Raw genomic sequence first — 19,965 nt, 5'->3', positions numbered from 1 at the left:
GCTCATCTGGCTCATGGGCGGCTCGGATCAGGTGTTGCGGGGATTCTCGCATAACTGAAGGCTTGTTCGGAGATTCCCTAATGCTTTAGCAGACTCTGCAACAGCCTCAGAGTGTTCTTTGGTCGCCAACTGCTCAAGAAGAGCATGCTGTGAGCTCAAGCTGGAAATAGTGGCCTTGATGAAAACGAGAAAATCCAAACTATTCATCTCACCACTCCCTTATCGATGAGGTTATTGGTAGGTCTTTAACCCCAACCGTGTACCCATAGAAATTGTAATGGGTAAGGACCCCTGCATTCGCCACAGCACAGCTGACGCTACTGCCACAGAACACGTATCCGAAACCACCGCATACATTGGACCGACACTTGATGGTTCCAGAAAACAGACTACCCGTTACGCTACCGGTGCCGCTGTACCCAGTATTGCCGTTAATGCCGATTTGCCATCCGCCAAGCTCGCCCGAGCCGGCGGCTGTCCACACCCCGGATTGGCAAACCTATTGGACACAAAAGAATGGAACTGCTGCTCCACCTGAAGCTATATCTAAGGCTGCGTCACTGAGGCGGAAAGTGAAGGCCGCTGCCGAGCCCCATTCACTAGTCCAGTAATAGACTCCATTATTGAGCCCCATTGATCTCAAAATGTGCATTTCCGACAGGCTTGCCAAATGCCATTTCTCACCCTTGGAACCGCAAACTTGGTTGGCGGCATACCAGGTGTTTGCTGGACTAACTTCATGTTTAAGTTTTCTATCACCACTGCCAGCCCACACCCCGGATTGGCAAGATGGTTACTTTTGGCAAACGTGATACCAATAGTATGGAGTTGCACCTGCGTAACTGAAACCTGTGAGGTTTGAGGAAAATCCCAACGGACAACTACATGCACCTGTTTGGGGGTTGGCAATACCACATCCTGATTCGGTCATTGACCCAACTCCTGTATATGCTCCCCCAAACCTTGCCGACACTGCTTTCCAAGCACCGGATTGGCAAACCTGTTAAGGCTTGCTGCAAGAGTAAGTTAGGCATGGATTACAGCCACCTATCTGGACACCTCCGATCAGGTTTGGAACCAGTCCCGTCGGGCAGCTATATCCACCGGTAAATCTATTCACGTACTGCCCGGTTATCCCAGTCATAAAGCCAGAACCTACACCATCTGCAGAACCGCCCGATTTCCACACCCCGGATTGGCAATAGGATTGCCCCAAGATGCCCAATCCACAAGGCCTGGGCAATCTCAAGACATCACCTAATCACCGCAAAAAAGTGTGAGCCCCATCTGAGGGGCAATTCTGGCTCAACGGGTCGAGCATGATTATTTCGCCCTCGTTAACCTGCTCCAGATACTGATCAGGAGCTGGAATAGGCTCCTTGTCCCTTAACGACACCATCAGATGACGTAGCAGCGCATCTTCCGCCACTCGCTTTGCCAACTCTGCAGTACCCCCAGCGCCTTGTACACCATCGAAGTCGAGCACCCGCACGGTGACGCCGCTGGGTGTTTCCGAAACGACAGCAGGATACGGCACCAGGTGATTGATGATCACCTGCTGGCCACGGTGCTTGTTCCCCTCAAGCTTTTTCACCAATCGGGACGCTTTCAAGTGGGTGTACCTCTTCAACATCGCCAGGCTCTTGTGACCACTGATCGCAGCAATTTCCATAATGTCGAGTGTGCCGAGCTCGAAGAGGCGCGAGCAGGCTTCATGCCGGAGGTCGTGGAAATGAAGGTCCTTGATGTCCAGCCGTTGCAGCATGATGCGCCAGGCCGACTTCAACCCATTAGCGGTATAGCCAAACACCTTGCCCTTCGTCCGTGCCCCGAGCTGGATCAACGCATCACGAGCTTTGAGGCTCAGGGGCACATCCCTCTTCGATCCGTTCTTGGTATCGGGGAGGTGCGCAATTCGCCGCTGTAGGCTGATGTGCTCCCACTCAAGCTTCAACAGTTCCCCCTGGCGCATAGCTGTCTCGATCGCCAGCACAACCAGGACATAGAGGTCTGGTGTGGGATGCGCATGGCAATAACGCATGATCTGGCGCTCCTCGCGGGCAGTTAGTCGCCGATCTCGGCCAGGTGCTGCTTTCGGTTTGCGTACGTTCGAGACCGGGTTCGACTCGCACACCCCCCACTCGATCCGGCCAATGTCGAACACGTTCGACAGCAGCGACATTTCCAGGCGCACCGTAGATGGTGATATGGGTAAACCCGTTTTAGGGTTGGTCTGCAAGAGACGCTCGTCGCGGAGACTAGCGATATCAGGGCTTCGAAAATCACGCATGTTCTTGTCGGCATACTTCGACTTAAGCAGACTTGAGATACGGTAACTCTCTTGTACAAAGCCTTTCTTTAGTACGGAGACTTTCTGTCGATAAAGGGTCAGGCCTTCAGCGAGCGTCATGTCCTGGGTCATTCAACTCTTCCAGTTTGGCCTGCAGCAGCCTGGCCAGCTGGTCGAATTGGATTTCCAATGCGCAGCAAAGGTTGAAAACGGTATCCAGGGTTGGAGATTTGTGGCCACGCTCAAGCAGACTGATGTACGACCTATCTACACCAGCTTCGAAGCTCAGCTTTTCTTGCGAGATGCCCCGAGCAGTGCGCAGCTCGGCCAGCACCATGCCGAATGCATGATTGTGCTTTTTCGAAGAGTCTGGTTGTAATTCCAAAAGTCCAACCCGAGATCACGAGATCAAAGGTCAGAATTTTCGGGTTGTTGACTATAATCGTCAGCGGACTATAGTCCACAACGCTCATCCCCCAGGATTTCCTCATGTACATCTACTGGATCGCTATGACCCTGCTGATCGTGGCAGGAGGCATCTTCACTCAGGTGCAGCACACCGATGAGGCCGTGACTGAGCAGGCCACGATCGATGCCCTCAGCCGGAGTATGTTGATCTACCGCTCGGCCGCAGCAGAGTATGCCCGGACCAACCCTGGGTTCACTGGAGCACCGACGGACTCATCCCTGAACCTTCCAAGCTGGTACACCAAGCAAAGCGGGATCGCCACATACATCGTGAGTGGTGTGTCCTACACCTACATCGCGGGAACGGTTCCTGCCGGCCTGCCGGCTGCACTGACCGAGCGCACTGAGTCCGCCACCGTTGGTGTGAAGAGGTCTGGCCAGTTGTTCTCACCGAAGGTGGGTAACATGGCCATAGCCGTTCCAGCGCCCGTCCCAGAGGGGGCAGTCGTTGCGGTCTATTGACAGTTGACGCCTCGCGAAAAAGCCTACGAGCCTTGCATCCCGGCCATGGTACAACCCATAATGACATCAGTTTTGGTTCAACCCCGCTGGCTACTGACGGTCATCAGTAGCGCCCAGGTGTTGTGGTTCGCCTCAACACCAAACCGTAAGCACGCTATAGCTCCGGGAAGGGCGTGCGGATCTGGTTGAAAGCTCTCCCTGTGTCTCCCTGCTCTCTCTAGTCGCGCAGCCGTCTAACTCGTGATGATCGAGTTCACAGGCACATAGAGTTTCAAGAGGTTCGGTGCTTCTTTGATCCAAGGGCCACATTGGTAATGTGGCCCCTCCTCTTTCCTTCCCCTTGGGTAGCCTGATGGACTTGTCGAAGGTCCATGAGGCTACCCAATGGGTACTCTCTCCTTTGCCGGTGGCCCGCCGGCGATAAGCCGGGCTCCTTTTGTGCGCGGATGCGTGCCTCATGTTTGCTGGCCAAAGCCACGAGAATGGCCAGGTGATGAGAGTCGAAACGATCAATGCCCAGGGATCGACGATTCCGACACAGGTGGCTCCTTCAACTTTTTTTTTCAACCACGGCTGGGTCACCTTTCAAGGGCTGATCCAGCCGGACTTCTCCCTCCATCTCTCCCCCCTTTCCCCCTCCGCTTGACACAACCCTTCCCCGCTCCGATTATTAAGCCGTGATCTGCTGACGTCGTCAGCAACATGCCCCATGCAGCTCGGATCCGTAATGCTGCAGCACGAAGTCTGTGTGATCCACCAGCCCAAGGTCGTTTAGCTTCTGGTAGCACGACCGGTCGACCTCCGTCGATAGAAGCTCCTTCCGCAAACCCAGCGGGGAATACATTTCCCCGTTAGGGACAGTGTTTTCTCCGCATTTTTTAACCGCAGGAGAAACACCATGACCGCAATGTCCGCACCCTCCATCGGCTTCCGTTTTGGCTACGCGCTCGGCACCCTCACCCGTGAGTTCCTGCGCGCCATGAAACGTCCAGCCCCAGTAGTCCCAGCACATGTTCGGCCTGTTGTACAACTCGCGAACATAGCACCCACCCGCAGCGACTGGGATGAGCTTTGCCGCATTCCAACCCTCGCACGCCGCGGTGTTGATCTGAACCAGTGGTTCGAAAACAACACCAAAGCGGTACCACCGACCAAGCGCCGTACCCGTCAGCGCAAGCCGAGCAAACCCAAAGCATCAGAGCTGCGTATGGGCCCGCTGAACGACCTCATAGCTCCAGTTGCGATCTAACTCCCTCCAACCTCACCCAGTGCCAGGCACCCCACCTGGCAAGGTGAGGGCCTGGCGATCAAAGGAACGCCATGGTTTCAAAAAAACGTGCCGCTGTGGCAGACGACCTTCGCAAGATCGGAACGACGGCCGTTGCCGCCGCCCTCGTAGGTATCTTCCTCAGCACTAGCCGTCTCCTGACCGCTTTCGCCCTCGTGGTAGGTGTTGTAATCTGGATCACAGGCATTTACCTCACCCCGGAGGAATGACATGAGCCAAACCACATTCGGCATCCTCATGTTCACCGCCCTGCTCGTCATCTGCGTCGGCATGGCAGTTTGGGCCGATTGGCCTAATATCAAACGCCGGTGCCAGAAGATTCTTCGAGCACATTGATCATCGATTTTCCCTACTTAACCCTCCACCTGGAGGGTTTTTTTCTTTCAGGGCTTGACAATGTGTTTCTCCGTTTCCATCCTTGTGACCGTGAGCTGCTGACGTCGTCAGTAACCCAAGCCCGAGCAGTCATGATCTGAAAGACTGCTACACCCACTGCGGTGTTGATCTCCCCAAAATCGCCAAGCTTCCGGAAGCGCGATTGATCAATCGAGAGATTGATGGAAGCCCACCCAACTTGCTACATCCCAACCCACGCGGGGAATACTTTCCCCCATGGGCGAAGTGTTTCTCCGCTTTCGCTATTGAAACTGGAGAATCACCATGAGCAACCAATCCAACGAAGCCAAATTCTTCGACCTGCACACCACTGGCATCGGCTACCTCAACCGTATCCGTGAAGTAAGCCCCCGCAAGGGCAAGCCCTTCACCTGTGTCACCGTTGCAGCTTTGCACGGCGCGACTGATAAAGCCGAGTATTCCTACATCGACTGCAACGTTGTCGGTGCTGAGGCAGAATCGCTGGTTAAACGCTGCCAGCAGGCCGTTGAAGCCAAAAAGAAGGTGCTCGTCTCCTTCCGAATCGGCGACATCTGGGCTGACGCTTTCACCTATGATAAAGGCGACAAGAAGGGCCAGGCCGGCGCAAGCCTCAAAGGCCGTCTGCTCTTCATCGGCTGGATCAAAGTTGACGGCAAGCTGGTTTACGAAGCGAAGCCGAAAAATGCCACCCCGCCCACTGACAATCAGGGACAACCTGGTGTTGATCAAACGTTGAATCAGGAACAACCTGAGCAACCCGTGAATCAGGGACAGCCAGTCGCCGACCAATTCGGTGAGCAACTCGACCCTGTCCTCGGTAATGATCTTCCCAAGGAAGCCAACCAGGCTGCATAACCCCTATCAAGGCGCTGATTTCAGCGCCTTCATATTCTGCCAAGGAGGCAGTCATGAAAATCCTGTTCGCGTTGAACCTTCTAATCCTGGTCGCCGCTGTAATCCTCGGCGACATTGTTTTCGGTGCCTGCGCTTTCATTGGGCTGAGCGGTTTCGCGATTAACGTGCTCAACCGCAAAGCCAGCACAGTCCCGACTGCGCTCCCCCACTGATCACTAACCTGATTCCTACCCAATAGGGGACGACGATCCCCTTCGGGAGGCGTTTTCCTCACAAAGGACTTCGCCATGCCCTACTGCATCACTGTCGCTGGAGATATTCAGCAGTGCTTCCCTGACTTCGCTACCGCGCGCTCAGATATTCAGGAGCTGCGTAACCAGGGTCAGAAACCTAGGCTGTACTACTCGACCTCATTCGCGCATCTGGGCTGTGAGATCGATGATAACGGGGTGCGAATCCCAGACTACACGAACATGCAGTGGTGCGATTACGCCAAGCTGCTTCCTCACTTCGCCTCATCCTGGTCAATCACGGATGATGAACTGTCAAATGACAGATATCGTCTTGTTGATGTCTATGCGCAACTCAGCGGCCGTGAATACCATCTAGCTGACATGGCCTATGCCCGAGGCGAGATAACTCCCAAGGATCTTCGGGTTAATACATGCCTTATCAGGGTCATACAGGGTCTTATGGATCCGAATGATCTGTAGCATTTCACTTAACCGTATCGGGAACATCACCCGATCTGGCTGATGATCCTCAATGGAGAGACATCATGCCTCCGCTGAACTTCGAGCGAAATTTCGAACTCCTCTACGTACCAATCGATGCGACGTATGCCATCGTGCTGTAACAACCAGACATCCTTCGGCTGCGCTCTTATAAACCTTATCGGGTACATCACCCGAGCGGGTTGGTGACCCCCTCATCGGAGAATCACCATGTCTGAAGCCACCCAAGTCTTCAATGGCGTCATGTTCATCACCAATCCCTTCGAGAAACGAGTTGCCGGGGCCTTCATCCGCGTAGACGTGCTTGAGCGGCGGTTCGCGGACTCAATCAAAGCTAGCTCGAACCTCGCCCTGGATCGCTGTGGCCAACACTTCGAACTGTACGAGATGAGCCTGCTCACTACGCTGCGCGATCAGTATGCAGCTCTCACCTTTCCTCACGACCAGTTGTTCAAACGTGAGGCAGAACGGCAAGGCTTCCAGCTCGATGATGAGCACTACCGCGCTGTACAGGAAGCTAGTTCCAACCTCTGGGAAGAGATCTACGAAGACATGATCTGACCCACCCTGTATCACCAGTCCTCCACCCCGAAGGGTATCCCTTCGGGGGGACTTTCAAAGCAGACACCTGGCAACTGTGAGGCCTCAGCCTACAGTCCGGGAAACGAATTCCGTATTGGTTCACTGTCGTTGACAGTGCCTCCCGGAGCCAGGGTTTAAGGCTCCAGCGCGTTGCGCCAACCCACCCAAGATCGCCGAGCACTCGGCAGCGCGATCGCATCACCCAGTGATGGAGTGCCTTCTACATTACCTACCTGCGGGGATCTCATCCTCGCGGACGAGGCCTCGCTTTATTTGGAGACCTCATATGTCGTTTTCCCCCGCCTCATCCGAGGCATACCTCACCCTTCCTGTAGTCTTGGACAACCCGGCTTGGATGCGGGCGGTCTATCTCGAAAACCCCATGCGGGTGGCCGAGATGAGCCAACGCCTCGCCACTGTCGTCCAGGCGGCGTGGCAAGAGCTCAAGCAGCAGCCTCAGGCCAGTGCTCTGTCCTTCGGTGTGTACACGAAGCGCCACACCGGCCGCGACCGTGACTGGGTCGCCCTCATGTTGCAAATCGTGACCCCCGAGGACGAGCCATCCTACATCCAGATCCAGCTGCAGCACACTGCAGACCCCGCCTGACACAGCCATTTTTACTCACCCAGAGGGGTCACCCTCTGGGGTGGCTTCTCTCAACCAGGAGCACGCCACATGGCACAATCACCCAACCCATTCCACATCGCTACCGGCGATCACCCTGTACCTCATCCTTGCTACAGCCAAGCGTTCGAGATCGCCTCGGCACACTTGCCCGAGGAGGACTGGGAGGAGCTGCAGGCACTCGTAGAAACTGCTGATACAGCTCTGCTTCATTTCGAGTGCTTCACCCTGCCCGACAGTGACGCCATCGGCTTCAAACTTCTCAGTACGCCCTGGACCGACCAACATCTGGGACAGCACTGGGGGTACGACCTGTCGACACTTCAAGCTCTGCAAGCCGCCGAGGGTTTCAGCGAGGAGACCATCCAAGTGCTCACCCTTGCCGCTCAGGCTGAAGTGAGGTTCCTGGTCATCGACCCCAACAGCAACGTTCTCTACGGTCTGCCTCTGTTCGACTACTGATCACCTTCCACCTCGCGGGGAGCACCCGCTGGTGTTCCCCATGCCTTACGGGGAGCGCACATGATCTCCATCACCGGCCAGTTGGCCATCCGCACCATCTCCGGTCGACTCGGGCTCTTCAACGTCGGCCGCCTCAGTACCTCGATCGGTGAGTTCACCATCAAGGATGCTCTCCTGGATCAGTACCAGGAGGGTAAATACCGAGGTGACTTCGCAATCAAGCAGATTCGACCTTCGTACTACTCGCACGGCGGTCGACTCGTTGTTGAGATCAGGGCTGAACTTGAGGGCATGACCCTGGAGGATGTCACAGGTCTCAGTCGCGAGGACGAAGAACACCTGCCAACAAACGTCCCTGACCCTCTTGAAGAGGACGGGCCACCATCCACACCGATACCGCCACGTCGGACTCCAAATACACCGGCGCGACGGCCCCAAACTGATGCCTTCGCCTCGGATGAGCCCTTCGGGATGAGTCCAACGGCACCACCAAGCACGAACGACATCGATGCCGAGCTGTTTGGCACGGTGTGGCCACTGGGCGAAACCGTGAGGCTCGACACTACCGTTGACCGACAACGGCTTCGCGCCCAATGCACCCGACTGGACCAGCTCGGTTTCACCATGGACTTCAAAACTCAAACCTGGACCAGGGCCTCGCTTTAAAGCGCCCTGCCACACCACTGCCGTGGTCAACCTGAACCACGCACCCTGAGGGGCCTCCTCGGGGGGCTCCATTCTCTACCTGGAGCACCACCATGAACGCCATCTTCAGCAACTTGAGCAAACAAACCCTCGCGAACATCGAGGACCAGCTGTCCAACAACGAGGTGTCGACTGACGAGGAGCTCGTCGACCTGTTCATCGAGGAGTTGGAGCTCACACTGGACCAGGCGGAGGCCGCTATCCGCCTGCGTGACCAGTATCGCATCCAGATTTTCCTTGCTGGTCACGGGCCACTGCACAATGAGAAACCCGTGGTGTTCGATCCAGACACCAGGACCTTCAACTAACCACCAGACCACCCCGGGGGGCTTCCGCCCTCTGGGACGGACGCCTCCACTACGGAGGCCATCATGCACCCATCCCCCTTGTTCCAGATCGAAGAATGCCCGGACCTGTACGTCGACGCCTGTGTGTGCGACGAGCAACGCAACCTGGTGTTCATGTCGGCCTGGGGTCGTGACACCGCACTGCAGGAGTTTCTGGCCAGGCTCACACTTGGCCGAGAAGAGAATGGCATCGAGCAGTTCCACATTCTCGTCGACGGGCGGAGCATTCCCGTTTTCCCTAACCATGACCTACTGGAAAAGCGCACCACACGGCAATTCCGCGGCACCCTATTCGGCAGCATGTTGCACCTCTGGCTGTTCGATCGGCGCGCTTCGGTGCCCGACCAAGCCAATCACTTCGCTTTTGCCCTCCTGGAGCGCAATGAAGCCCCTCACCAACGGCTTTGGCCACTGGTGATCGAGACCTGCCCGCTTCCCCTTCTCCCCCACTGGCACGAGCCCGTGATGGAAGTCCTCACCCAGCACCGCATGCTGACTGCCCTACCCGGGGCGATCGGCAACGTCTGCGCCTGGCGGCTCGCTCTTCAGCTCGACGTGCTCGAGCCCTCCCTCGGAGAGCTGATCCGTCGCGGCGAACTCACTATCGAAGCTCAGGCGTAGGCCTGGGCTCACCTATGACTCAAGGAACGCTTATGGCCCTTATGTTTCCGCGCCTGGCGCGCAACTTTGCCCGCAACGGCTACTACCCCACCGATGAGATCACGCTCGAACGCACGCTGCAGGCGCTCACTCCCGCCACCTCGGGCAGGATGAGGATCTGCGACCCCTGCGCCGGCGAGGGTGTTGCCCTTGCTGAAGCAGCTCACCTCCTGGGCCGCGACCAGGTCCAAGCATTCGCCGTCGAGTACGATCGCGAACGCGCGGATCACGCGCGTGGCCTGCTCGATCGGGTGCTGCACAGCGACCTCTTCGACACCTTGATCAGCCGCCAGTCGTTCGGCTTGCTCTGGCTCAACCCACCCTACGGTGACCTCGTCGCGGATCACTCCGGTGCATCCCAGTACCAAGGCAGCGGCCGCCGGCGCTTGGAGAAAGCTTTTTATCAACGCTGCCTCCCGCTTCTGCAGTACGGCGGCGTCATGGTGCTCATCGTTCCTCACTACGTGCTGGACGACGAGTTCACTGGATGGCTGAGCAACCACTTCACCGAAATGCGTGTATACGGTGCTGCAGACCCCACCTTCAAACAGGTGGTGATCTTCGGCATCCGTGTACGTCGGCAGGACCTGGCCCGGGTTTCCACCAACCAGGTGAGGTCTCGCCTGCAGGCGATCGGCGCCGGCCAGGAGCAAGCTGAGGAGATCCCAGCCAACTGGACATGGGAGCCGTACCTCGTCCCGTCAGCTGCTAGCGAGCTGGAGCACTTCTACCGCATTACCCTGGAGCCGGAGCAATTCGCCTCCGAGATCCTGCGGTTGCGGGGCCTCTGGCCAGACTTCAACTTGCACTTCGGGAAAACCGGGCTTCAACCCCGAGCCCCTGTCCGCGAGCTTTCACGCTGGCACCTCGCACTGGCCCTGGCCGCCGGCGCAATCTCCGGTGTTGTACGTTCGAAGTCGGGGCGGACCTTGGTCGTGAAGGGTGATACCTACAAGGACAAGGTGCGCAAGACCGAATTCACTGAGGACGAGAAGGGTAACGTCTCAGAAGTCAGGATCCTCACCGACCGGTTCATTCCGATCATCCGCGCCTGGGAAATGACACCTTCCTCGGTGAACCACGGCCAGGTGCTGATCATCAGTTCCTCACCGGCGAGCAACGACGAAACGCCTGCAACCGACCAGTCAGTTGCAACGCCGCTGTTCAACCCGGGGCAGATCATGATGACCGCTGCTGTCAGCCATCTGGTCGAAACCGGGCAGCTCAACCCTACTCCCGCGCTGAAACGCCATCTTGCTGGCGACTGGGGTGAGCTATGCGATGACGATCGATCCTCCAATCAGCTCGCGCTTACCCATGGAGACCGTTTGTTCTCAAGCTACGACATCGACGCCGGCGACGAGTCCAGGCTCTGGATCATCACCGAAGCCGACCGCAGCTCCACTACCCTGCTACTTCCCAGCGACTACTGACCAGCGCCACAACAGCTCCCCACCCCACACCAACCCACAGGGTATGTCCATACCCGTCTGGGTTTGTGCATGCCCTGTTTTCCCTGCAGGAGATGCACATGAACGCACTGACCCAGGCGGCCGCCTCGGCCAACTCCCCCCTGAATATCAACCTGACCGATTTCATCGACGAGTTCGGCGACGAGCTCTTGGAATCTCTCAACCGCTCCAACCCTCCGGTCTACACCGGCAGCATTAACGAACAGCGGCAGGCCGTGATGGCGAACCTCAAGCGAACGCCATTCGTGGCGCAAGCTGAGGTTGTCCAAGCTATTGCGGCGCTACTGCTCGATCGCAACGAGCAAGCCGCGATCATCAACGCCGAGATGGGTACCGGGAAGACGATGATGGCCATCGCTGTCGCTGCAGTGATGCATGCATCAGGCTACCGTCGGACACTCGTCATCTCACCGCCCCACCTGGTCTACAAGTGGCGACGTGAGATCCTGGAAACCACGCCAGACGCCCGCGTCTGGGTACTCAACGGCCCGGACACGCTGGTCAAGCTGCTCAAGCTGCGTGACCAGTCGGGGCAAACCTACGACGGCCGGCCGGAGTTCTTCATTCTCGGCCGAGTCAGGATGCGGATGGGTTTCCACTGGCGACTCGCCTGCTGGAAACGGCGTACTGCAGGTGGCCAGCTGCTGGCAGCATGTCCAGATTGTGGCCAGGTCCTCGAGGACCTGGAGGGCAACCTGGTCACCGTGGACGAATTCGAGCGCGGTGATCGCCGTCGCAACTGCACGGCCTGCAACGCTGCCCTCTGGACGCTTATGCGCCCAGGCAAAGCCGATGGTGGGGACCGACGCTCGACGATCCTGAAGTCGATGTGCCGGATACCGACGATCGGCCCGGTCCGGGCGGACCGGCTGCTGAACGACTTCGGCGAGGACTTTCTGGCCTCGATGCTGGTGGACAACGTCTCAGAGTTCATCAACTTGATGGACGCGAAAGGCAACTTCGTCTTCAGCGACCGCCAGGCCAAACGCATGGAGCGGGCGATGGCCAACATCGAGTTCGGATTCGGCGAAGGCGGCTACCAGCCGACAGAGTTCATCAAGCGCTACTTACCCGATGGCTTCTTCGACCTGCTGGTTGTCGACGAGGGGCATGAGTACAAGAACAGCGGCTCGGCCCAAGGCCAGGCCATGGGAGTGTTGGCCGCGAAGGCGCGTAAAACCTTGCTCCTCACCGGGACCTTGATGGGGGGCTACGCCGACGACCTGTTCTACCTCCTGTTCCGCATCCTCACCCAGCGCATGATCGAGGACGGCTACCGACCCAACGCACGCGGCAGCATGGCGCCTGCAGCCATGTCGTTCATGCGCGATCACGGCGTGCTCAAGGACATCTACACCGAGCGCGATGGCGATTCGCACAAGACCGCCAAGGGCAAGAAGCTGTCGGTACGCACCGTGAAGGCCCCAGGCTTCGGCCCTAAAGGCATCCACCGGTTCGTGCTGCCATTCACCGTGTTCCTGAAACTCAAGGATATCGGCGGCAATGTGCTGCCCAGCTACCAGGAGGAATTCATCGACGTGCCCATGGCGCCGGAGCAGGCCTCGGCCTACCTGCGCTTGGCGGCCACGTTGACAGCTGAACTCCGCCAGGCTCTGGCCCGGAGAGACACCACCCTTCTGGGAGTGGTGCTCAATGTGCTGTTGGCCTGGCCGGATTGCTGCTTCCGATCGGAGATGGTCAAACATCCTCGCACCCGAGACACGCTAGCCTTTGTGCCGGCGCTCTTCGGCGACGATGAACTGATGCCCAAGGAGCAGGCGCTGCTGAACCTATGCCTCGAGGAGAAAGCGAAAGGCCGCAAGGTCCTTGCATACACCGTCTACAGCGGGACGCGCGATACCACGTCCAGGCTGAAGAAGGTCCTCGAGCAGGCCGGTCTGCGCGTTGCGGTACTGCGGGCCACGGTTGAAACGGCTCGGCGCGAGGACTGGATCCTCGACCAGGTCGACCGCGGTATCGACGTGCTGCTCACCAACCCGGAGCTGGTCAAGACCGGGCTGGACCTGCTGGACTTCCCAACCATCGCGTTCCTGCAGACGGGGTACAACGTGTACACCCTACAGCAAGCCGCGCGGCGGTCGTGGAGGATTGGGCAGAAACATCCGGTCCGCGTGATTTTCTTCGGCTACGCCGGCAGCTCGCAGATTACCTGCCTGCAACTGATGGCCAAGAAGATCGCGGTGGCGCAGAGCACTTCGGGCGATGTACCGGAATCCGGGCTCGACTCACTGAACCAGGATGGGGACTCTGTTGAAATGGCTCTTGCTAGACAGCTTATAGCTACATGAAAAAAGGGCCACCAATCGGTGGCCTTTTTCCCTGAATGCTATTACTCCGATTCGTAACCGAAGCCACGACAAATCTCCCACACTGCGAGAAACGGAGTTAACATCTGATAACCAAACATCACTTCTTGTTGGCCAGTTTCATATAGATAACAAACATATTCAGTATACACTTCCCTCAAGAGCCCAGTAGTATGCGCCTCCAAATTGTGTGTAAATACCGCATCCACCATACTCGTCTTGAACCCATACCAATCCGGCAGTCCAGTTTCGACATGTATTGATCGCGAATCATTCAGAAGGCAGAACTCCAGCTGATCGCGGACGGCTCGAATCAAACGACCGGTAAAGTCACTTTCCATCGTCTCAAGCCAGTTAAAGCGCTGACCGTCTTTGGTTAGCTGGTTATAAATTAACTGAACTTCAGTCAGCCTCCCGGGTGCAGATCTTCCCCCTATCTCATCATCCTCAGCATACGTTCTCACCGAAGAAAATGGATTCATTGCCGCCACAACAATCATATTAGGATAGGGGAATAGACCCGCGATCTCGCTCCACTTCTGAGAGGCATAAACTATAGAATGGAACCCTTTGGACTCTAAAACCTGCGCAATAGAGTTGCTTATTTGATTCAGCGCATCTTTTGCGTACTGCGGAGGCTCGCTATATTCAGAGTCTATCCAGCCTTTAATCAGCGGAAACGACATGGTCACACAGGTCATGGAGTGATCATTGAATACGTTATTCTCGAACCATTTGTAGTAATTCTCATCAGGGTAAAATACATTAAGACAATAGCGCCCATCCTGACAAGAAGGAATAAGAGATACAATGTTCTTCTTATTCAGCAATAGCTCTTGAACGTATGCATCCTTTACCGTTCTGGTCTCCATCGGCGCAACCAACACAGTGGTGATTGCCGTCTCGTTAACTCCAGGAAATATCGAGCAGAAGTGATTTGCATAGGCTAAGAGTTCAGTAAAAGCTTGGCGTTCGGTTTGCTGCGACTTTTTCAACTCGATGATAGTGATGCCCGTAGACTCTGAGCACCCAAAAAGATCCACGCGAGTCGGATGAGGACCATTTTTTTCAAGCCGTAGCTCCTTAGCCGTTAAGACCAATTCTTCCAGCTGATCCAGAATTTCATTTATGGCACGTTCAACCTTTCGGCGTAGCAAGAAATGAAGCGGTGGAAATTCTTCGCCGTACCACTCCACCGGCTCCCTCCGCCCTGCAATCAAAGAGGAAAAATCTTCTCTATGGTTATTGAATATATAATCCCTGAATGCATTCTCACTTATATTCAGCATAGCAACCTCTTCGATGTAGTCAAAGCGGCGGGCTAACGGAAGAATAGACTGGCGTACTGCGATCGCAAGCTTCACCAGTTAGCTCCTCAACCATCCGATTTTTGGCATCTACCCAGCCTTGGAATACTGTACTACGCTCGTGAATCAAAGGGTGATTTGCGATTGAGGCCGCTATTAAATACGCGATGGCCTGCCCTGCCTCAACGCAGACAAACAAGGCGTGGTTGACTTGCCAGCTATTTTCTCCGTACACGCTAGTAAGCTCAAACCCATGCAAACCTTCTCCAACCGACCCGGAGTCAGACAGATGACCAATCACAGACTTGGTGTTAGGGTGCGCACCAAAATCTATTGAGGCCTCGTAATACCCCCAGACATAATCGGCCATCACCGGATCACTGCACTTTAAAATATCCACAGCTTTTTTAGCAGTAAATACATTCCGACACCTCTTTACAGCATTATCCGACGAATGTCTTTCAAGCCAAACATCAGCCTTGGTAGCGTCATTTGCTATGAGATAAGCGTAACAGGCAGACTCTAACGCAGCTCTAACTATTGGAAAAACGCAAACAACATGCCCAGACAAGGCCTCTCTAATCCCAGCCAGAAGCATGGTATATGCATTTATCATAAGCAAGTTTGCTGTCGGCTCTTGTGAGAGCGGAATAGAGAAAATCTCATCGTGAAAAATATCATCCATCTCAGCAATCAAATGCATGAGCTCAGGGGCTTCATTTGCGTGAGCCTGGGTATTTTCCAGTGTGGCAACCAAGTAATCGCGGACCCTACCAACCTTTATTTTCAATCGATCACCTTGCATATTTACAGATATGTGTATTTTGTCCGACTTTACCCAAAACGGTTAAACCGGTTTTATCAGCTCCGGCCCCTGATTGCGAACATTCCCGACCTGTTTGCTCACTGGGAACCATTGAAAGTCGGTACTATGCCGGCAGCCTGTTTGGACTATTTCTGCCAGCCGTTCAGTTGTTATGCCTGGATCAATCCATTCTCGGGCAAGCTCAGGAGTAAGCACTAACGGCTTACGATCATGGATATCCACCAAACCTTCATCAGCCGCAGCAGTCACGATAACGAAGCCACTGCGTTCATCTGGTTCCAGCCCTGGATGAACCTCGGCCAACGCCGCGAAAAACAATGACCTACCGTCCGCCGCTTGGATGTAGTAAGGCTGCTTGCGCTTCGGATCTGCAACATCGGGTATCCACTCGAACCACCCATTGGCCGGCGCCAAGGCTCGGCCATTCGGCCAAAGCGACTTGAAGAACTTCCCTGTCATCACCGTCTCGGCCCGCGCATTGATCGGGTCGACCCTCTTCCCCTTCGCCCAGAAAGGCGACCATCCCCACTTCACCCGATCGACGTTCAGTCCTCCCGGGGCGGGCCTTATCACCTCCACGCGAGTAGAAGGCGCCACGTTGTAACGGTTGATCCGCTCATGGTCATATCCGTTGATGACCACCAGATCGAGGGCCAACTGCCGCAGGTAGTCGTCCATGCTCTCGTAGATCGAGTACCTCCCACACATACCCACCTCGCTCGTTTGTCGGCTGCCAGGCATCCGCGCATTGACGTAGGAACGCTCTGACAGTTTACTGTATAAATATACAGATATCCTTTTGAGTTGATCTGCCATGACCATCACCTTCCTGGGCGCGCCGACGGGCGGCCTTATGCTGCTGCCGGTGTACTCCTTCCGTGTGCCGGCCGGGTTCCCTTCGCCAGCGGCGGATCACCTGGAGCGTCACATCTCCCTCGACGAGCTGTTCGACCTGCGTGCACCTCACGTGTATCTGGTGCAGGTGGAGGGCGACAGCATGCAGGGCGCCGGGATCTTCTCGGGCGATCTTCTCATCGTAGACCGCAGTAGGGAGGCCGAGCACGGCGATATCGTGATCGCCGCGATCAACACCGAGCCCGTCTGCAAACGCCTTTATGGGGACGATAGAGAATTCGGAAAAAATCGTACGCTAAGCTTCGCGAGTTCTTGTAACCAATTCATTGTTTTTTCAATGGATGAAAGAAAATGGCGAAAGCTATTTGACAAACAAATCGGGATCTTATAACTTACCTACCAAGTAGTCGGTAGATGAAATAAAGCCATGAAACTCAATTCAGATCTTTCGCAGCGTGTTGTCGTCGAGCCTTCAAGCTTACAGTGGGTCGATTCGCCAGCGACCGGGATTCAACGCCAGTTACTGGAGCGTGATGGCGACGAAGTGGCGCGTGCCACCTCGATCGTGCGATACGCGCCGGGCTCCGCTTTTGAAAATCATAAGCACGACTTGGGCGAGGAGATTCTGGTCCTGGACGGCGAATTCAGCGACGAATCCGGGACCTTCGGGCCTGGGACTTACATCAAGAATCCACCAGGTTCTTCGCATGCACCGAGCTCCGCGACGGGTTGCACGTTGTTCGTCAAGCTGCGCCATCTTGATCTAGCCGACAGCCAACGCACCGTGGTCGACACCCGTAACGGCCCCTGGTTTCCAGGCCTCGTGCCGGGTCTGTCGGTGATGCCACTTTCTGAGTTCGACACACAACATACGGCTTTGGTGCGCTGGGCCCCGGGGACACGATTCAATTCGCATCGTCACTACGGCGGTGAAGAAATCTATGTGTTGGAAGGCGTCTTTGAGGATGAGTTCGGAAGCTACCCTACCGGCACATGGATGCGCAGTCCGCATTTGAGTGCTCACCGTCCCTTCAGCAATACAGGCTGCACCATCCTGGTCAAGACAGGCCACCTGCCAGTCGCCGAATCAAATGAGGCGCTTGCATGAAGCATTTCTCCGAAATCTCGCCGACCGCCGAGCGGGTGGTCGATGCCGCTGAAGGGTTGGTACAGCAGCACGGCTACAACGGCTTCTCATACGACGACGTGGCCCAGTTGGTAGGCATCAAAAAACCAAGTATCCACCACCACTTTCCCAAGAAGGGTGAACTCGTGGCCGTGGTCGCACAGCGCTACACGCACCGGTTTCGTGAGGAGTTGCTGAGCATCGAAGGGCAGCATGCGAAAGCGCCTGACAGGCTAACTGCGTATGCGGCACTTTTCGAACGCACCTTCGCCAAGGACCGGCGCCTTTGTGTCTGCGGCATGTTGGGTGCCGAGTCGGACTCGCTGCCGGACGCCGTTGTGAGCGAGGTCGAGCGATTCTTTAAAGTCAATCTCGACTGGTTGACTCTTGTCGTTGCCGATGGTCAGCGTGCCGCGCTGATCACCTCGAATTCCACCCCAGAGGCTCTCGCAGAGGCATTCTTGTGCGCGTTGGAAGGCTCGATGATGGTGGGCCGTGGCATGCGGTCGTCACGCGGACCGGCCGAAGTTGGAAACACTTTTCTTTCCACCGTGTTGACCTGAGGTCGGCACTTTTTTTGCAACACAACCCTACCATTTAGTTGGTAGTTAAGGAGATTATTATGAGTACTGAATTTAATGGCAAGAAGTTGTTGGTCATCGGCGGCACTAGCGGGATGGGACTGCAAACTGCCCGCATGGTTCTTGAGCAAGGCGGAAGCGTCGTCATCGTCGGTCACCGTGAAGACAAGGCCGAAGAGGCCCGCAAGGCGCTGTCGTCGTTGGGCACCGTGACCGCCCTGACTGCCGATCTCTCGCGAGCCGAAGATGTGAAGCGACTCCTGCATACCATCGATGAACACCACAAGGACATCAATCTTCTGGTCAACGCGGCTGGGGTGTTCTTCCCGAAGGCGTTTCTTGAGCACACGGAAAGTGATTACGAACAATATTTGACGTTGAATAAAGCGTTCTTCTTCATCACACAAAAAGTCGTGGCCAATCTCGTGGCCAGCGAGCGTCCCGGCGCCATTGTGAACATCGGCTCGATGTGGGGCAAGCAGGCGATTGCGGCTACGCCGTCGTCCGCGTATTCGATGGCAAAAGCAGGTTTGCATTCGCTGACCCAGCACCTTGCGATGGAGCTGGCATCCAAACAAATCAGGGTCAATGCCGTTTCTCCGGCGGTTGTCGAAACGCCGATTTACGAGGGATTCATACCCAAGGCCGAGGTTCATGGCGCCTTACAGGGATTCAACAGCTTCCACCCAATCGGCAGGGTTGGGACGCCACAAGACGTCGCCGAGGTCATCCTCTTCCTGTTGTCGGACAAGGCAGCATGGGTGACGGGCGCAATCTGGGACGTTGACGGCGGCGTGATGGCCGGGCGTAACACATAATGGGGGAACGAGAAATGAACACAAACATTAAAGGAACTCCCGGCAACGGGATCAACGTCGGCGCATTGCGTGAGTTTGCAGATCAGGTCGCAGCAAAGCCCGCCGCAGGCATCGCGACGTTCGGCGTCGTGACAACCTGGGAGGGTGGCACCCGGACGCGTGCGCGAACCATGCCGCTCGTACTAGGTGACACGGCCTTGGCGCGCGGCTTTGTCATCGACGCGGACGAACCGGCAGAATTGCTCGGTACCGACACGGCCGCTAATCCACAAGAATTGATCCTGGCTGCGTTGAACGCATGCATGACTGCAACCTACGCGGCAAATGCGGCGGCAATGAACATCGAGTTGCAATCGCTGACTATCCGCACGAAGGGAAGCCTCGATCTGAGAGGTTTTCTTGGAATCGATCCTGGGATCAATCCAGGGTACGACCAGGTCGAGTATGAGGTCGAAATGGAGTCGTCGGCGGATTCGGCGGCGCTGAAAGCATTGCACGCGCAGGTGCAGCGAACATCGCCGAATTACCACAACTTCGCGAGAGCCATTGATCTCAAGGCCAAGCTGACCATTCTCCAATGATCGAGTCAGTGTTTCCCGTGGTTGGCTGACGGGAGGCCAAACCAGATGCGCTATGACGGAAGGTTCAACCTTCCGTCATCACGTTCTCTGGAATACGCAGTGTCAATTTGAGGTATACCCTAACTGGATGTCAGGCAGGGCCGCGCCGCTTAGTCAGAATAGAGTCATCTTTCGCATTTTTGACACATGCCTGCGAAGGTCATAGATTTCAGCCTG

Annotated in this window: 25 protein-coding genes; 19 read left to right on the top strand and 6 right to left on the bottom strand. The window is 56.1% G+C overall.

What is annotated here, in order from left to right; all coding sequences use genetic code 11:
* Positions 1-27: 27 nt before the first annotated feature.
* The 3 genes from ACGLHT_RS28820 to ACGLHT_RS28810 all read right to left on the bottom strand — a co-directional run bounded on the left by ACGLHT_RS28820 (position 28) and on the right by ACGLHT_RS28810 (position 2,675).
* On the bottom strand, positions 28-207 hold the full coding sequence (locus tag ACGLHT_RS28820) for a hypothetical protein (protein ID WP_103446246.1): 180 nt from the start codon (positions 205-207) through the stop codon (positions 28-30).
* A 1,054-nt stretch (positions 208-1,261) separates the two neighbouring features.
* Complete coding sequence (locus tag ACGLHT_RS28815) at positions 1,262-2,422, bottom strand: tyrosine-type recombinase/integrase (RefSeq protein ID WP_028692968.1); 1,161 nt, start codon at positions 2,420-2,422, stop codon at positions 1,262-1,264.
* The gene (locus ACGLHT_RS28810; RefSeq protein WP_230852927.1) at positions 2,397-2,675 is read right to left on the bottom strand and encodes a helix-turn-helix domain-containing protein; all 279 of its coding nucleotides are present in this window, start codon (positions 2,673-2,675) and stop codon (positions 2,397-2,399) included. The genes ACGLHT_RS28815 and ACGLHT_RS28810 overlap by 26 nt, the downstream gene beginning before the upstream one ends.
* A gap of 104 nt (positions 2,676-2,779) precedes the next feature.
* Here ACGLHT_RS28810 and pilM point away from each other — a divergent pair, with 104 nt between their 5' ends.
* The 14 genes from pilM to ACGLHT_RS28740 all read left to right on the top strand — a co-directional run bounded on the left by pilM (position 2,780) and on the right by ACGLHT_RS28740 (position 13,637).
* Complete coding sequence (gene pilM, locus ACGLHT_RS28805; protein WP_023629574.1) at positions 2,780-3,220, top strand: type IV pilus biogenesis protein PilM; 441 nt, start codon at positions 2,780-2,782, stop codon at positions 3,218-3,220.
* An 898-nt stretch (positions 3,221-4,118) separates the two neighbouring features.
* Complete coding sequence (locus ACGLHT_RS28800; protein WP_023629572.1) at positions 4,119-4,469, top strand: hypothetical protein; 351 nt, start codon at positions 4,119-4,121, stop codon at positions 4,467-4,469.
* A gap of 249 nt (positions 4,470-4,718) precedes the next feature.
* Entirely contained in the window at positions 4,719-4,844 is a 126-nt protein-coding gene (locus tag ACGLHT_RS28795) for a hypothetical protein (RefSeq protein ID WP_023629570.1), read from the top strand.
* Between the two features lie 324 nt (positions 4,845-5,168).
* Positions 5,169-5,741: an STY4534 family ICE replication protein gene (locus tag ACGLHT_RS28790; protein WP_028692967.1), complete on the top strand. Its 573-nt coding sequence runs from the start codon at positions 5,169-5,171 to the stop codon at positions 5,739-5,741.
* A 53-nt stretch (positions 5,742-5,794) separates the two neighbouring features.
* Positions 5,795-5,953 carry a hypothetical protein gene (locus ACGLHT_RS28785; protein ID WP_023629568.1) on the top strand — a complete coding sequence of 53 codons (159 nt, stop codon included), beginning with the start codon at positions 5,795-5,797 and terminating at the stop codon, positions 5,951-5,953.
* 75 nt (positions 5,954-6,028) lie between these two features.
* Positions 6,029-6,454: a hypothetical protein gene (locus ACGLHT_RS28780; protein ID WP_023629567.1), complete on the top strand. Its 426-nt coding sequence runs from the start codon at positions 6,029-6,031 to the stop codon at positions 6,452-6,454.
* A gap of 231 nt (positions 6,455-6,685) precedes the next feature.
* The gene (locus ACGLHT_RS28775; protein WP_023629565.1) at positions 6,686-7,036 is read left to right on the top strand and encodes a hypothetical protein; all 351 of its coding nucleotides are present in this window, start codon (positions 6,686-6,688) and stop codon (positions 7,034-7,036) included.
* Positions 7,037-7,343: 307 nt separating this feature from the next.
* Positions 7,344-7,664, top strand: a complete 321-nt coding sequence (locus ACGLHT_RS28770) for a hypothetical protein (RefSeq protein ID WP_031314724.1) — start codon at positions 7,344-7,346, stop codon at positions 7,662-7,664.
* Positions 7,665-7,733: 69 nt separating this feature from the next.
* Positions 7,734-8,144, top strand: a complete 411-nt coding sequence (locus tag ACGLHT_RS28765; protein ID WP_023629564.1) for a hypothetical protein — start codon at positions 7,734-7,736, stop codon at positions 8,142-8,144.
* Between the two features lie 60 nt (positions 8,145-8,204).
* Positions 8,205-8,810, top strand: a complete 606-nt coding sequence (locus ACGLHT_RS28760; RefSeq protein ID WP_023629563.1) for a DUF3275 family protein — start codon at positions 8,205-8,207, stop codon at positions 8,808-8,810.
* Between the two features lie 92 nt (positions 8,811-8,902).
* Entirely contained in the window at positions 8,903-9,157 is a 255-nt protein-coding gene (locus ACGLHT_RS28755; protein WP_023629562.1) for a hypothetical protein, read from the top strand.
* 63 nt (positions 9,158-9,220) lie between these two features.
* Positions 9,221-9,817 (top strand): hypothetical protein, encoded by a 597-nt coding sequence (locus ACGLHT_RS28750; RefSeq protein WP_023629561.1) that lies wholly within the window; start codon positions 9,221-9,223, stop codon positions 9,815-9,817.
* Positions 9,818-9,849: 32 nt separating this feature from the next.
* Complete coding sequence (locus ACGLHT_RS28745; RefSeq protein WP_023629560.1) at positions 9,850-11,289, top strand: DUF6094 domain-containing protein; 1,440 nt, start codon at positions 9,850-9,852, stop codon at positions 11,287-11,289.
* Between the two features lie 98 nt (positions 11,290-11,387).
* Positions 11,388-13,637, top strand: coding sequence for an SNF2-related protein (locus ACGLHT_RS28740; RefSeq protein WP_028692964.1), 2,250 nt, complete (start codon positions 11,388-11,390; stop codon positions 13,635-13,637).
* Between the two features lie 41 nt (positions 13,638-13,678).
* On the opposite strand, the gene ACGLHT_RS28735 is transcribed toward ACGLHT_RS28740, so the two are convergent.
* From ACGLHT_RS28735 to ACGLHT_RS28725, 3 genes are read right to left on the bottom strand one after another with little or no spacing between them, the layout of a single operon-like run.
* Positions 13,679-15,019, bottom strand: a complete 1,341-nt coding sequence (locus ACGLHT_RS28735) for a hypothetical protein (RefSeq protein ID WP_028692963.1) — start codon at positions 15,017-15,019, stop codon at positions 13,679-13,681.
* Complete coding sequence (locus ACGLHT_RS28730; protein WP_081011201.1) at positions 14,964-15,752, bottom strand: hypothetical protein; 789 nt, start codon at positions 15,750-15,752, stop codon at positions 14,964-14,966. The genes ACGLHT_RS28735 and ACGLHT_RS28730 overlap by 56 nt, the downstream gene beginning before the upstream one ends.
* Before the next feature lie 57 nt (positions 15,753-15,809).
* Positions 15,810-16,496 (bottom strand): SOS response-associated peptidase family protein, encoded by a 687-nt coding sequence (locus ACGLHT_RS28725; protein WP_028692962.1) that lies wholly within the window; start codon positions 16,494-16,496, stop codon positions 15,810-15,812.
* A gap of 106 nt (positions 16,497-16,602) precedes the next feature.
* On the opposite strand from ACGLHT_RS28725, the gene ACGLHT_RS28720 reads away from it, so the two are divergent.
* The 5 genes from ACGLHT_RS28720 to ACGLHT_RS28700 are packed head-to-tail and all read left to right on the top strand — an operon-like array spanning position 16,603 to position 19,749.
* A complete protein-coding gene (locus ACGLHT_RS28720) occupies positions 16,603-17,034 on the top strand; it encodes a LexA family transcriptional regulator (protein WP_232881378.1) in 432 nt (143 codons plus the stop codon).
* Between the two features lie 36 nt (positions 17,035-17,070).
* Complete coding sequence (locus tag ACGLHT_RS28715; RefSeq protein WP_004574802.1) at positions 17,071-17,751, top strand: cupin domain-containing protein; 681 nt, start codon at positions 17,071-17,073, stop codon at positions 17,749-17,751.
* Positions 17,748-18,332 (top strand): TetR/AcrR family transcriptional regulator, encoded by a 585-nt coding sequence (locus tag ACGLHT_RS28710; RefSeq protein ID WP_004574803.1) that lies wholly within the window; start codon positions 17,748-17,750, stop codon positions 18,330-18,332. Before ACGLHT_RS28715 ends, ACGLHT_RS28710 begins: the two co-directional genes overlap by 4 nt.
* 59 nt (positions 18,333-18,391) lie before the next feature.
* Positions 18,392-19,168: an SDR family NAD(P)-dependent oxidoreductase gene (locus tag ACGLHT_RS28705; protein ID WP_004574804.1), complete on the top strand. Its 777-nt coding sequence runs from the start codon at positions 18,392-18,394 to the stop codon at positions 19,166-19,168.
* A 14-nt stretch (positions 19,169-19,182) separates the two neighbouring features.
* Positions 19,183-19,749: an OsmC family protein gene (locus ACGLHT_RS28700; RefSeq protein WP_004574805.1), complete on the top strand. Its 567-nt coding sequence runs from the start codon at positions 19,183-19,185 to the stop codon at positions 19,747-19,749.
* Positions 19,750-19,965: the final 216 nt, after the last annotated feature.

The sequence above is a fragment of the Pseudomonas sp. PsB genome (assembly GCF_043658375.1).
Lineage (GTDB): Bacteria > Pseudomonadota > Gammaproteobacteria > Pseudomonadales > Pseudomonadaceae > Aquipseudomonas > Aquipseudomonas putida_Z.
This window is presented reverse-complemented; position numbering and strand designations above follow the sequence as displayed.

Excerpts from the sequence above, each read along its gene's own strand:
- ACGLHT_RS28720 (WP_232881378.1), top strand. The coding sequence starts at position 16,603 with ATGACCATCACCTTCCTGGGCGCGCCGACGGGCGGCCTTATGCTGCTG.
- ACGLHT_RS28800 (WP_023629572.1), top strand. The coding sequence starts at position 4,119 with ATGACCGCAATGTCCGCACCCTCCATCGGCTTCCGTTTTGGCTACGCG.
- ACGLHT_RS28770 (WP_031314724.1), top strand. The coding sequence starts at position 7,344 with ATGTCGTTTTCCCCCGCCTCATCCGAGGCATACCTCACCCTTCCTGTA.
- ACGLHT_RS28820 (WP_103446246.1), bottom strand. The coding sequence starts at position 207 with ATGAATAGTTTGGATTTTCTCGTTTTCATCAAGGCCACTATTTCCAGC.
- ACGLHT_RS28715 (WP_004574802.1), top strand. The coding sequence starts at position 17,071 with ATGAAACTCAATTCAGATCTTTCGCAGCGTGTTGTCGTCGAGCCTTCA.
- ACGLHT_RS28795 (WP_023629570.1), top strand. The coding sequence starts at position 4,719 with ATGAGCCAAACCACATTCGGCATCCTCATGTTCACCGCCCTGCTCGTC.
- ACGLHT_RS28760 (WP_023629563.1), top strand. The coding sequence starts at position 8,205 with ATGATCTCCATCACCGGCCAGTTGGCCATCCGCACCATCTCCGGTCGA.
- ACGLHT_RS28765 (WP_023629564.1), top strand. The coding sequence starts at position 7,734 with ATGGCACAATCACCCAACCCATTCCACATCGCTACCGGCGATCACCCT.
- ACGLHT_RS28705 (WP_004574804.1), top strand. The coding sequence starts at position 18,392 with ATGAGTACTGAATTTAATGGCAAGAAGTTGTTGGTCATCGGCGGCACT.
- ACGLHT_RS28780 (WP_023629567.1), top strand. The coding sequence starts at position 6,029 with ATGCCCTACTGCATCACTGTCGCTGGAGATATTCAGCAGTGCTTCCCT.
- pilM (WP_023629574.1), top strand. The coding sequence starts at position 2,780 with ATGTACATCTACTGGATCGCTATGACCCTGCTGATCGTGGCAGGAGGC.
- ACGLHT_RS28740 (WP_028692964.1), top strand. The coding sequence starts at position 11,388 with ATGAACGCACTGACCCAGGCGGCCGCCTCGGCCAACTCCCCCCTGAAT.
- ACGLHT_RS28790 (WP_028692967.1), top strand. The coding sequence starts at position 5,169 with ATGAGCAACCAATCCAACGAAGCCAAATTCTTCGACCTGCACACCACT.
- ACGLHT_RS28745 (WP_023629560.1), top strand. The coding sequence starts at position 9,850 with ATGGCCCTTATGTTTCCGCGCCTGGCGCGCAACTTTGCCCGCAACGGC.
- ACGLHT_RS28710 (WP_004574803.1), top strand. The coding sequence starts at position 17,748 with ATGAAGCATTTCTCCGAAATCTCGCCGACCGCCGAGCGGGTGGTCGAT.
- ACGLHT_RS28755 (WP_023629562.1), top strand. The coding sequence starts at position 8,903 with ATGAACGCCATCTTCAGCAACTTGAGCAAACAAACCCTCGCGAACATC.
- ACGLHT_RS28785 (WP_023629568.1), top strand. The coding sequence starts at position 5,795 with ATGAAAATCCTGTTCGCGTTGAACCTTCTAATCCTGGTCGCCGCTGTA.
- ACGLHT_RS28750 (WP_023629561.1), top strand. The coding sequence starts at position 9,221 with ATGCACCCATCCCCCTTGTTCCAGATCGAAGAATGCCCGGACCTGTAC.
- ACGLHT_RS28775 (WP_023629565.1), top strand. The coding sequence starts at position 6,686 with ATGTCTGAAGCCACCCAAGTCTTCAATGGCGTCATGTTCATCACCAAT.
- ACGLHT_RS28700 (WP_004574805.1), top strand. The coding sequence starts at position 19,183 with ATGAACACAAACATTAAAGGAACTCCCGGCAACGGGATCAACGTCGGC.
- ACGLHT_RS28725 (WP_028692962.1), bottom strand. The coding sequence starts at position 16,496 with ATGTGTGGGAGGTACTCGATCTACGAGAGCATGGACGACTACCTGCGG.
- ACGLHT_RS28815 (WP_028692968.1), bottom strand. The coding sequence starts at position 2,422 with ATGACCCAGGACATGACGCTCGCTGAAGGCCTGACCCTTTATCGACAG.